This is a genomic window from Rosistilla oblonga (assembly GCF_007751715.1).
GTDB lineage: Bacteria > Planctomycetota > Planctomycetia > Pirellulales > Pirellulaceae > Rosistilla > Rosistilla oblonga.
This window is the reverse complement of record NZ_CP036292.1, coordinates 1199716-1212271: the sequence shown is the minus strand read 5'-3', so window position 1 is coordinate 1212271 and position 12556 is coordinate 1199716. Positions and strand designations below refer to the sequence as shown.

Annotated in this window: 8 protein-coding genes; 4 read left to right on the top strand and 4 right to left on the bottom strand. The window is 59.8% G+C overall.

The features are described from left to right. Positions 1 to 82: 82 nt before the first annotated feature. Entirely contained in the window at positions 83 to 1693 is a 1611-nt protein-coding gene (pyk, locus tag CA51_RS04285) for a pyruvate kinase (RefSeq protein ID WP_231745997.1), read from the bottom strand. Between the two features lie 325 nt (positions 1694 to 2018). Here pyk and CA51_RS04280 point away from each other — a divergent pair, with 325 nt between their 5' ends. The 3 genes from CA51_RS04280 (at position 2019) to CA51_RS04270 (ending at position 6861) form a co-directional block, all read left to right on the top strand. Continuing rightward, complete coding sequence (locus CA51_RS04280) at positions 2019 to 2840, top strand: SDR family NAD(P)-dependent oxidoreductase (RefSeq protein ID WP_145118107.1); 822 nt, start codon at positions 2019 to 2021, stop codon at positions 2838 to 2840. 209 nt (positions 2841 to 3049) lie between these two features. Next, positions 3050 to 3835 (top strand): site-2 protease family protein, encoded by a 786-nt coding sequence (locus CA51_RS04275; protein WP_197451592.1) that lies wholly within the window; start codon positions 3050 to 3052, stop codon positions 3833 to 3835. Between the two features lie 83 nt (positions 3836 to 3918). Then, positions 3919 to 6861: a PVC-type heme-binding CxxCH protein gene (locus CA51_RS04270; protein ID WP_197451591.1), complete on the top strand. Its 2943-nt coding sequence runs from the start codon at positions 3919 to 3921 to the stop codon at positions 6859 to 6861. Between the two features lie 591 nt (positions 6862 to 7452). On the opposite strand, the gene CA51_RS04265 is transcribed toward CA51_RS04270, so the two are convergent. Continuing rightward, complete coding sequence (locus CA51_RS04265; RefSeq protein WP_145118101.1) at positions 7453 to 8358, bottom strand: hypothetical protein; 906 nt, start codon at positions 8356 to 8358, stop codon at positions 7453 to 7455. A gap of 306 nt (positions 8359 to 8664) precedes the next feature. Here CA51_RS04265 and CA51_RS04260 point away from each other — a divergent pair, with 306 nt between their 5' ends. Beyond that, entirely contained in the window at positions 8665 to 9945 is a 1281-nt protein-coding gene (locus CA51_RS04260) for an MFS transporter (protein ID WP_231745996.1), read from the top strand. A gap of 140 nt (positions 9946 to 10085) precedes the next feature. Here the strand turns inward: CA51_RS04260 and ruvC are convergent, their stop codons facing one another. Both ruvC and cysS read right to left on the bottom strand, forming a co-directional pair. Then, on the bottom strand, positions 10086 to 10625 hold the full coding sequence (gene ruvC, locus CA51_RS04255) for a crossover junction endodeoxyribonuclease RuvC (protein WP_231745995.1): 540 nt from the start codon (positions 10623 to 10625) through the stop codon (positions 10086 to 10088). Beyond that, positions 10607 to 12235, bottom strand: coding sequence for a cysteine--tRNA ligase (cysS, locus tag CA51_RS04250; RefSeq protein ID WP_145118099.1), 1629 nt, complete (start codon positions 12233 to 12235; stop codon positions 10607 to 10609). The genes ruvC and cysS overlap by 19 nt, the downstream gene beginning before the upstream one ends. Between the last annotated feature and the right edge of the window lie 321 nt (positions 12236 to 12556).

Here is a 12556-nt window from a genome sequence, read left to right as displayed (position 1 = left end):
GAAAAATGAGCCTTCCGGTCGGGCAGTTTGAGATGCCAGAAATGCCGCGGCGGCGATGGCGTATTGGCCAGCCAGCCGATGGCTATTGAGCGGCTTTGTTATCGCAGGAGGTGACTTTGTGGACGACAACCAGGTTGTGGGCATTGTCCATTACCCCGGTTCCGGTCACGAAGACCAACCGGTCCCCAGCGACAAGATGGCCTTCCCGGCAGCCCCAGCGGCTGACTTCCGAAAACAGTTGTTCGGTATCGTCCAACTGGCTTACTCGCAGCGGCTTGATCCCCCAAAACAGGCTCATCCGTCGCAGCGTATCTTCGTTGTCGCTGACTCCCAGCGTCGGAATCAGACTCCGCAACTTGCTTTTCACCCAAGCGGTACCGCCGGTGCGCGTGACCACGACCAGCATCTTGGCTTCGATCGATTCCGCGATCTGAGTCGCACCGTAGGCGACAGCCGACGTGATCGGATGAGCCCGATCGATCGTTTTGATCAGGGTTTTCGAAGCTCCAACCAACTCGCGTTCGGTATGCTGCTGAATCCGGAACATCATGTCGACAGCTTCGACCGGATATTCGCCGATCGCCGTCTCACCGCTCAGCATGCAAGCGTCGGCACCGTCGAGAATCGCATTGGCGACGTCGCTCGCTTCGGCTCGGGTGGGGCGAGGCGAATGGTGCATCGACTCGAGCATCTGCGTCGCGACGATCACCGGCTTCAGCTTGTCGCGGCAGACGCGAATAATCCGTTTCTGTGCGACAGGCGTCTCGGCGACGTCGATCTCCACGCCCAGATCGCCACGAGCGACCATCACGCCGTCGGAAGCTTCGACGATCGCTTCGAGATCTTCCATCGCCTCGCGTTTTTCGATCTTGGCGATCACCATCGCCTTCGATTCGTAGGTGCTGATCAAGTTCTTCAGCGATTCGACGTCGCCAGCGGTGCGGACGAAGCTGAGGCTGATGAAGTCGACGCCTTCTTGAGCGGCCCAGATCGCGTTGTCGACATCCTGGCGACGCATCGCCGAAATGCTCAACTTCACTCCCGGCAGATTGATTCCCTGGCGACTGCGGATCGTTCCGCCCGCCAAGACATCGCAGACGACGCGATCGGCGGTGACCGACGCGACTTGCAGCGAGACATTGCCGTCGGCCAGCATCACGCTGTCGCCCGCCTGCAGTTCGTCGAGTAATTTGTCGTAGTTGCTGGTCAGTTCGCTATCGACAGTCGACTGTTCGCCGCGAATCAGCGTCACCTGCGAACCGGTCTCGCATTGATAGGGATCGCACGCCAAGGTGCCCAAGCGAATCTTAGGCCCGGCGAGATCGTACAGCACGCCGACGGGAAAGCCGACCTGCAGCGAAGCCTTCCGCACGTTGTCCAGCGTCTCCTGATGCGACGCACGCGACCCGTGGGCCGAATTGATCCGGAACACAGCGACGCCGTGCTGGATCAGATTCGCCAGCTGGTCGACGCTCGAGCACGCTGGCCCAATCGTCGCCACAATTTTGGTACAAGGTTCATCCGGGGTCGGTCGCGACATCTGCTTGCCTTTCGATCCGTGATCAGGATTTTGATTACCAAAGAATCCGATTTCGTTGACGTAAGCTTGCGGTTTCATCGGCCTGCCAGTGGTGCTTGAAGTTACTTGGCTAAGGTATCCGATTTCCGCGGCAAGTGCTTGATCTGTTGACATGAGTTCTGCTTAGATGAGTGACGCAAATGGCGGCTTGCGGTTATGTGGATTACACTGCTCAGACGGTTTGGGATGGCCGAGAGCCCTAAAAATGCTGGCACGCGAGACGAAAAAACGAGCGAATTGCCTCGGTTTCTTCGAAAACTAACGCTCCGAAGCTTTCGAGCCCTACCTCTAGTGTGCGTCATATTTCGAGTCGAGGAGCCGACACAGCAGAACTTATTTCCCGCCTGCCTGACATCTAACACCGCTCCCCGCTTCTACCAGTTGTTAACGCCACTCCAGCCCGCCGGCAACATCCACCGTTCCTTCGACCAAGCTCAACATGAATTCAGCTCCTTCGAATCGCCAAGTCGCCCTCGTCACCGGTGCTTCCACAGGCCTTGGCTTTGCTATCGCCCAACGCTTTGCTACCGCCGGTTATGATGTGGTGATCGTCGGACGAGATCGCGAGCGAACCGAAACGGCCGCCTCCCAAATCGCTGGCGATACGCGGATCGTGGCGATGGTCTGCGATGTGATTGATCGCCAGCAAGTCGATCGGCTGATCGACGATGTCCAGCAGCAGTTCGGGCGATTGGATGTGTTAGTCAACAACGTCGGGCTCAGCGATCGGGGACTGATCCAGGCCCTGGGCGCAGCCCGGCTGAACGACTTGTTTAACGCCAACGTATTCTCCGCGCTGAACTGCTCGCAAGCCGCCTTGCTCCTGCTGGCTCAATCGGGCGGACAGATCGTCAACATCGGATCGTTAGCCGCCAAAGTCGCGCCGCGATATCTCGGTGGCTACGCTGCGGCGAAACACGCATTGGCTGCGATCACGCAGCAGTTGCGATTGGAGTCGCGAATCCTGGGGGTGAACGTGATCCTCATCTCCCCCGGTCCGATCCGCCGCGACGACGCGGGGCATCGCTACAAGGACCGCGTCGGCGACGATCTGCCCGAGAGTGCGAATCGCCCCGCCGGCGGAGCGCGAGTCAAAGGACTCGATCCTATTTATGTGGCCGACCGGATCCTCAAAGCCTGCCGCAAACGATCGACCGATGTGCTGCTGCCCGGCTACCTGCGGCCGATCATCGCGATCGGCCATCTGCTGCCCACTCTGGGGGACCGGATCCTGCTCTGGTTCACTCGCAGCAAAGATTGAGCTCGGTTCTGTCGCGTTTGGCGCGATTTATGCATCTGCTGTGCATTCGTGGTTGAATGTGCCAGTTTTGTCGCGACCGACCTAAACTGACAAAGGGGTTGCCCAGGCAACGCCAAGATCGACATTCAGCCAGCGAATTAGCATTATGTCGCGGCGGATTAACGCTGCGGATTAGAAAATCCCCGAGTCGCAGGAGGCTCGTTACCGATATGTTCAACTGGAAACTTGGCACTGTTGCTGGCATCCCGATCAACGTCCATGGGACGTTTTGGTTGCTCCCTTTATTTGTTCTTTTAACCGCGATGCCCGACGGATCGCTGGCGATGCGCCTGGCAATCCTCTTCTCGGTCTTTGGATGTGTCCTGTTGCACGAACTGGGGCACGCGATGATGGCGCGTCTGTTTGGCGTGGGCACTCGCGACATCACGCTCTATCCGATCGGCGGTGTCGCTCGACTGGACCGCATGCCCCGTAGCCCGTTGGCCGAAGGTGCGATCGCGCTGGCTGGACCTGCCGTGAATCTTGTCATCGCCGCGCTGCTGGTGCCGCTGCTGTTGTTGGCCAGCGGATCGATCGCCAGTACGTTCCTGATGAGCATGATCTACATCAACATCGCCCTGATCGTCTTCAACATGCTGCCGGTCTTCCCGATGGATGGTGGGCGCGTCTTCCGAGCCTTCCTGGGCGCGTTCTTCCCCTACGTTCGCGCGACGCAGATCGCGGCGTCCGTCGGGCAAGTGCTTGCGATCGGGATGGGCGTGGTCGGATTGTTCACCGACGGGATGCTGATCTTTATTGCGATCTTCGCTTATTTTGCCGCCCGCGCCGAACTGGCGATGGTGCAACGCGAAGCAATGGCCGGCGAACCGCAGAACGCCTACGAAAGCTGGTCCGAACCGCAGCCGCAGCCACAGGCGGCTAAGGCTTCGACGGGACCCGCTCGCCGTACTTATGTGCTGTTGGATCGTAACGGGCAAAAGATTGCAAGTTACTGACTTTCGCATATGCCGCAGTTACAATGGCCGACCTCCCCAACATCGGCCCCCGCCCGCTGCGGCACATTCGAAGGAACACCACGTTGACTCGGCTCCTACCCCTCGTATTCATCCTCAGTTTCCATGCGATCGCTGCGGGGCAAGAGACAGCCCCCGCCGCGATGCCCGCTCAACAAGCCGCTGCCGAAATGAAGCTGCCCGACGGCTTTGGTGCCACGGTTTTCGCAGCGGAACCGGACGTCGTGCAACCGATCGCAATGACGATCGACACGCGTGGACGGCTGTGGGTCGTCGAGTGCACCTCTTATCCCGATTGGCAGGACATCGGCGTCGACGAGGGCAAAGATCGTGTCCTGATTTTTGAAGACACCGACGGCGACGGACGCCACGATCGGCGAACCGTCTTCCTGGACAACGGTCGCAATCTTTCGGGCATCGAAGTCGGATTTGGCGGCGTCTATCTTTGCAGCTCGCCCGACCTGATCTTCATCCCCGATGCCGACGGCGACGACGTTCCCGATGGCCCCGCGGAAACTCTGCTGTCGGGCTTCTCGCTGAAGATGAAGCACAACGTTTTCAACGGCTTGCATTGGGGACCCGATGGCTGGCTGTACGGCATGCATGGCATCCTCGATGTCAGCCAAGTCACCAACCCTGCCAAACCGGATCAACCACCGGTACCGATGACCTGCGGCGTTTGGCGATTCCACCCGACTCAAAAAGTCTTCGAACCCTACAGCGCGGGGAGCACCAACCCGTGGGGCATCGACTGGAATTCAGTCGGCCAAGCCTTCTTCACCAACTGTGTGATCGAACACGTCTTCCATGCGATTCCCGGGGCTCGCTTCAAACGCATGTTTGGCAACGACCTGAATCCCTACACCTTCACTCTGATGGATTCTTGCGCCGACCACATCCACTGGGCCGGCGGCTATTGGAACGTTTCGATCGGCGGCAAACATGACGACGCCGGCGGCGGACACGCCCACTGCGGCGCGATGATCTACCAAGGGGACAACTGGCCGGAGAAGTATCGCGACAAACTGTACACGATCAACATCCACGGGCGGCGAATGAATTGCGATCGGTTGGTCGCATCGCCCGACGGATACGTCGCCAGCCACGACGCCGACTTCATGCAATCGGTCGATCCCTTCTTCCGCGGCGTCGAAATGAAATACGGCCCCGACGGAACCGTTTACGTCCTCGACTGGAACGACACCGGCGAGTGTCACGACTTCGTCGACATCCACGTCGAGACCGGGCGGATCTTCAAGATCGCTTACGGCACGCCACGGCAATGGTCGGGCGACCTGAACGCTCTGCCGGACGATCAACTGCTGGAACTGCAGAACCATGAAAACGCCTGGTTCATGCAGACCGCCCGGCGCGTGCTGCAACATCGCGTTGCCACACAGCCCGACAACAAACAACTGGCATCGAAAATCGTCCAAGCCTATCGCGATGTGCCCCTCGAAAATTCGCGGCTCAAGCTGCGGATGCTGTGGCTGACCGCCGCCTGTGGTCTCGCCGATCCATCGATCCTGCAAGAGGCGGCTCGCGGCGACATCAACTTACAAGCCTGGGCGACGCGACTGGCGAGCGAAGATGCTTCGATCGCCGCCGGGACGATCCAAACCGCCAACCAATCCGCAGGCTTGCTGCTGCAAGAACAAGTTGCCGCCGCGATCCGTCGCGACGATGTCTCGATCGAAAACATCACGCCCGAACTGGTTGCGAACATCGCCGACGAAAAGCTCCGCAAGCGGTTGCTGCAGTTGATGTGGTATGCGATCGAACCGCGATTCAACGCCGAAACGTTGCAGCAGGATCCCGCGGCGATCCAGGCTCTGAGCCAACAATACGCAGCCTTTGAGCCACCGATTTTGGCCCACTGCATCTCGCAAAAACTGGCAGCGATCGACGCGCACGATCTCGTTCTGACCGTCGCCGCATCGGCCCAGTGCCCACCGGCTTCCAGAGAATCGCTGATCTCGGGACTGCTGGAAGCGCTGCGAGGACGTTCGATCGACGCCCCGCAAGCTTGGTCCGAAGCGCGTGACAGCTTGCTGGATGGATCGATTCGAAGCAATCGACTTGGCTATGAACTGGCGCTCATTTTTGGCGACGCTTCGGCCCGCAAACAACTGGCCGACGCGCTGACTGGCGAAGCAGAAGACGCTCAAAACGCCTTCGACTTGTTGGTCCAGTATTCCGACGCTGACACCGCCGCCGTCGTCCAGCAGGGACTGGAACTGCAGTCGCTGCGCACGCAAGCCCTTCGCGCCCTGGGCAACGTCGAACTTCCTGACACCGCCGCGGAGCTGATCGCCGACTTTGGCAACCTGCCCGCCGACCAACAGACCGCATTGATCGATGCGATGGTCACGCGGAACAGCTACGCCAAACGACTGTTGAGTGCGATCGAAAACAAGCAGGTTCCCGAAACGGTCCTGACGACGTTCGCCGTTGGACAATTGAGTCGCCTGAAAGACGAAGCCGTCCAAGATCAGCTCCGCAAGATCTACGGCACGGTCACCGCAACCGACGCGACACGGAACCGCCAGATCGACCAGATGAAGCGGATGCTGACCGAAGACGCGATCGCGGGGGCGGACCTGCACGCGGGCAAGCAGGTCTTTGTGCAGAAGTGTGCGACCTGTCATAAGCTGTTAAACGAAGGAGGCACGATCGGTCCCGACCTGACCGGCGGTCAACGCAAGAGCGTCGAATACTTCCTGGAAAACGTGATCTCGCCGAATACGCTGGTCCCGATGGCTTACAAGATGAGCACGATCGAAACGATCGACGGACGTGTATTGGCCGGCGTGATCGAATCGCAGGATGACCAACGCGTGGTTCTGCAGACGCCAAAAGAAAAGATCACGCTCGCCAAAGACGACATCGAAGAGATCACGGCGACCGGAGTTTCGCTGATGCCCGAAGGACTACTGGACGACTTAACGCACCAACAGATAATCGATCTGTCGGCCTACTTCCAGTCCGACTTCACTCCGGTTAAATAAGCGGCGACACTTCACCCTCCCCCAAACGCAGTTTGTAGGGGAGGGTCGAACGAGCGGAGCAAAGTTCGGGGAGGGGAGTCCGAGAGGTAAAGCCACGACGCTTGGTCATGAAAGTAAGCCCTCCCCGAAAAACTCGCTAAACGCTTGTTTTTCGACCCTCCCAGCTTCGCCAGGCGGGTGCAGATGAGGGGATCCTAACAACTGACTTCACCCCCCCCAAACGCAGTTTGTAGGGGAGGGTCGAACGAGCGGAGCGATGTTCGGGGAGGGGAGTTCTCGAGTCAAATCCCGGCCGGTCGATCGGTGCCGGTAAGCCTCTCCCCGAAAAACTCGCTAAACGCTTGTTTTTCGACCCTCCCAGCTCCGCTAGGCGGGTGTAGATGAGGGGATTCTAACAACTGACTTCACCCTCCCCAAACGCAGTTTGTAGGGGAGGGTCGAACGAGCGAAGCAAAGTTCGGGGAGGGGAGTCCGAGAGGTAAAGCCACGACGCTTGGTCATGAAAGTAAGCCCTCCCCGAAAAACTCGCTAAACGCTTGTTTTTCGACCCTCCCAGCTCCGCTAGGCGGGTGCAGGCTGCGTCAGTCGCGATCAGGGCGACAGGTAGCGGAAGAAATTCCGAATCGGTTGGTTCGGAACGTAAACGGTCGGCTGGCCGATGATTCCGCGACCGACTTGGACGTTGGGATAGGGCGATCCCAAGGCGACCAACGGACGGTAGCCCGCGTTGTTGGGTGCGTAGGCGTTGGGAGCCAGGTCGGGCGTGATGACCGGTGGCGTGTAGGTGTTCGGCGGCACGTAAACCTGTGGCGAGACGGCACTTGTCTGTGCGACGTTCCCGCAATCCCAGGCCCCGCCGGCGGTCCAAGTCGATGCTGGCGAAATGGCTGGGCTGGTTCCCATCGAAGCAAACGGCTGCCCCGAGACCTGTTGCTGAGGCAGCGGGTATTGCTGCTGAGGCTGCGGATACAACGTCTGCGGATAAGTCGGCTGCGTCTGACCGTACTGCGGCTGCGCTAAGATTGGTGGCGGAGCGATGCTGGGAGCGATCGGCTGCTGCGGATTCTGAAAGTTCTGCGGCGGTTGCCCCTGAACCGACAGGTTCTGCTGATTCTGAAACGGGTTCGCAGGGCCTTGAGTCTGACCACCGGGGAGTGCTGGTTGCGCGAGCTGCTGTTGATCGCCAGGCACTTGATAAGCGGTCTGCTGGATCGGGCTCGGCTGCACAGGATACTGCTGCGCCGGGTATTGGCCCACTTGAGCACTGGCGACATTCACCGGCGCGGCAGGCTGCGGATTGGACTGAAAACCGCGCGGGCGATACCGATCGACGATGCTCGGCGCATCGATTGGACGAATCGCGCTAGACGCTTTGGCTTGCGCGGCGGGAGCCACGTTGCGCGAACCCCATGCGTCTTGAGCATATTGCCCGACCGCAACGCCTTGCAGCAGCAGCAGCGTGGTTGCGAGTAGTGTCAGTGGGTTTCGAGCAATCATCATCATCCTCCAATCGGCATTCCTGTGCGAGCGAACATCGCTTGTAAATCGCATCGTTATCTTTCGGCAATGCCAATCCAAAGACAAGGCTAGCAAATCTCGGTCCGATCGATCGCCCAACGCCAACGGCCGCGCGTTCAATCGGAACCACAAACGTGCTATCATGCGATCTGTTTGCGAGAGTCCCGCCAGTCGGCGGTGACGTTCTTCAGCCATCCAGCACGCGGATGCTTGTCTCGCGATAGGGGCTCACCCCCGCAGGACAGTTTTTCAGTCCTTCCATTTTTATCTGAACCGGAACCGCGTGTGACCAAGCTCGAACAACCACCGTCCCCGATCGCTCGTGCGTTTGCGATGTTCACGCTTGTCGTGGCTGGGGAAGCTATCTTCTTTTTGCCGTTTGTTCTGCCTCGGGTCTTTAGGCCGACTCTGCTGGAAGTCTTTCAGTTAACAAACCTCGAACTGGGGATCGCGTTTTCGCTTTACGGCGTGGTGGCGATGATCGCCTATTTCCCCGGCGGCCCGCTGGCCGATCTGTTCTCGGCGCGGAAGCTGATGGCCGTGGCCCTGCTAGCGACCGCAGCGGGCGGCTTGCTGCTAGCATCGATCCCTTCGCTCGGCGGCCTCAAACTGCTCTACGGTTTCTGGGGCGCCACCACGATCCTGCTGTTTTGGGCACCGTTGATTCGCGCGACGCGAGCCTGGGGCGGCGAGATGCTCCCCGGCCGCGCCTTCGGACTGCTCGACGGAGGGCGTGGCCTCGTCGCCGCCGCGATTGGCAGCGGAGCAGTGGCGCTGTTCGCACTATTGATGCCCGAAGAAGTCCAAACGGCATCGGCGGCGCAGCGAACCCACGCATTTCAACAAGTTGTCTACCTCTTCTCCGGGATCACGCTGGCCGCCGCAGTCCTGGTCTGGTTCGCCTTGCCGCGACAGGGAGAACCGTCGGATCCTATCGAACTCAAACGCCCGCTGGGTGCGGTTCGCCGCGTGCTAAAGATGCCGACGGTGTGGCTGCAATCGATCGTCGTCGTCAGTGCCTACATCGGCTACAAGGGACTCGACAATATCTCGCTCTACGCGCACGAGGTGCTGGAGTTCGATGAAGTGCAAGCGGCTCAGGTCGGCACGCTTTCGATGTGGATGCGTCCTGTGGCAGCGGTCGCCGCAGGACTGCTAGCCGATCGATTTGGCGTCGCCCGACTGACGATCTTGAGCCTGCTGGGATTCGGAATTGGCAGCGGCATGTTGGCGGTCGGAGCGTTCCCGCCGGGCATGTCGATGTTCTTCTTCGCCACGATGATCAGCACCAGCGCCTGCGTCTTCGCACTGCGAGGACTCTACTTCGCCATGATGGAAGAAGGCCGCGTGCCGTTTGCCGACACGGGTTGCGCGGTCGGCATCGTCTCGGTCATCGGCTTCACACCCGACGTCTTCATGGGACCTTGGATGGGCATCCTGTTGGATCGCTGGCCGGGAGAACTTGGCCACCAATACTTCTTCGCATCCCTTGCAGTCGCCGCCGCGATCGGGCTGATCGCATCGATCGCCTTCTGGCGAATCGTCCGCCGCTGGAACCGAGCCTAGCGCAAGTCCATCTGGCAAGCAGGTCGTATTGTATTTTTTCGTTTAACCGCGTGCCCATCGGGCCGCGCGGCCCTGAAAAACGCGGGGGCGATGCCCACGCGGTTAAACTAGAAAATTCCCTGCTTGCTGCTTTGCGAGAACTAAAGCTGCACCTGCATGCTGCTCATCTGCTGCTGGCACAGCGCGATCGCAAGCGCGTCGGCGACGTCGGGCGGCTCGGGGACGGTCGCCAGATTCAACTGCAACTTCACCGCCATCTGCATCTGATCTTTGGGAGCGTGACCGTTGCCGGTCATCATCCGCTTGACCCTAGTCGCTTCAAAGCTCTCGATCGCGATCCCCGCTTGCGCCGCCAGCAGACAGATCACGCCGCGAGCATGCCCCATCAAGATCGCCGTCTGCGGACGCTTGTAGTGCGAGTAGAGCTGTTCCAACGCGAGCACACTCGGCTTGTGAGCCGCCATGACCTCGCCCAAACCTTCGTGCAGATCCAACAGCCGCCGCTCCAACGACGCCTTGGCTTTGGTGCGGATGATCCCCGCTTCCAGCAGTTCGATCCCAGCGGCGGTCGAGCGGATCACGCCGTAGCCGGTGATGTTCAGTCCGGGATCGACTCCCAGGATCGCGCCGCCAGTCGACCCGCCGGCAGCTACCTTTCCCTTTACTTTTGCATTTCCCACGATGTCCCTTCCTTGCCATCCAGCAACGCCACGCCAATCGCAGCCAAACGGTCGCGGATCGCATCGGAGGTGGCGAAGTCTTTGTTGCTGCGCGCTTCCTTGCGGAGTTCGATCAACACGCCAACCAATTGGTCAGCCAAGCCGTTGTCGTCGTCGCCGCCAGCCGCCTTCGGTGGCCGCTTTCCAAACAACCCCAACAACCCGGTCAACTCACGCAGCACCAAGACGCTCTTGATGAAGTCGAGGTTGGCGATCTTGGCCGAATCGAGCCACGCCAAAAACTCTTCGACAGTCGCATCCTCGGGAACCTGCTGCGCCGCCGCTTGCTCGGGCAACTTGATCGCCGTGGCTTGCTTGTTCAATGCCCGCACGATATCGAACAACTGGCTCGACGCCGCTCCGGTGTTGAAGTCGTCGTCCATCGCTTCGCGGTATTTGTCGCGGCAGGCCAGGACAGCTTTCAGATCGGCGTCGTCCCCCGAAATCAGATCGCCTTGGGTTCGCGATCGCGCGGTCGGAAGATCGTAGAACGCGATTCCGGTTCCCTTCTCGAAGCGATCGAAGAAGCGATAGAAGCCCTCCAAGGCCGTCGCCGCTTCCTGCAACCCCTCTTCGCCGAAGATGATCGTCGACCGGTAGTGCGATCGCAACAGGAAGAACCGGATCCGTTCGCCGGTGTGGCGTCGGATCTGATCGGCCAAACCGCCCGCACCTTTGCTGCGCGAGATCTTCCCGGCAGCTTGCTCTTCGATCGATTCCGCCGTTTCGCCCGCCGCTTCCTTCTCGCGTTCGCTGCGTCCGCCCAGCTTGCCCGCGTCGCCGCCAGCTCGCATCAGCCCATTGTGCATCCAATATTTAACCATCGGCGAACCGTGGCAACAGCTGCTTTGAGCCCGTTCGTTTTCGTGATGCGGGAACATCAGGTCCAGTCCGCCGCCGTGGATGTCGAACGTTTCGCCCAGATAATAATGACTCATCGCCGAGCATTCGATGTGCCAACCCGGACGGCCTTTTCCCCAAGGACTGTCCCAAGCGGGTTCGCCTTCGCGAGCCGACTTCCAGAGTGCAAAGTCCGCCGCGGAACGCTTCTTGGCCGCCGCTTCGCCACCGGCTCCCTGCTGGTCGTCGGGCGATCGATTCGACAACTGGCCGTAACCGCTGTCGCGAGCCACGTCGAAGAAGACGTCGCCATCGCTGGCATACGCGAAGCCCTTTGACTCCAGCGACTGGATGAAGCCGATGATGTCGTCCATGTGGTCGGTCGCGCGGGGCAGGTAATCGATCTGATTCACGCCCAACTCTTTCAAGTTCGCCATGTAATCGGCAGTCATCTCGACAGCGATCTGGCTCATCGGCACCTCGCGTCGGCGCGATTCGGCGATCAATTTATCGTCGACATCGGTGATGTTCACGACCCATGTGACGTCAAAACCGCTGTAGGCGAGATAGCGTTTGATCGTATCGAAGATCACCGGGCCGACCATGTGGCCGATGTGAGCTTCCTTGTAGACAGTCGGTCCGCACAAATACATCCCGACCTTGGGAGGGTGAACCGGCGCAAAGGGTTCTTTGGTTTTCGACAGAGTGTTGTAAACGCGAATCTCAGCCATGGTAGTGTCGGAGCCCGAGTGGGAGCGGGAAGGCCAAACAGTCGATCAAACGGAAACGGCGATCGAGTGAAAACATCAATGATGCGGCGATTATAAAGAATCGCCCCCGCTTGGGCAGGCCATGCAAAGGCATGACAAACCAGGAAAGCAACTTCCCGAAAACAGACCGATCACGGCGCGTCGCACCCCCGCGTTCGACCTCACTTCGCGCGGCCAGTTACTGCTTTGCTACCCGGAGCGCAAGCGATCCCAATGCGGGTCGCCGAGCGAGCCGCCTCGCCTCAAGCATTCATTGCGTCCCAGTCTCTATTAGCGGCGAGA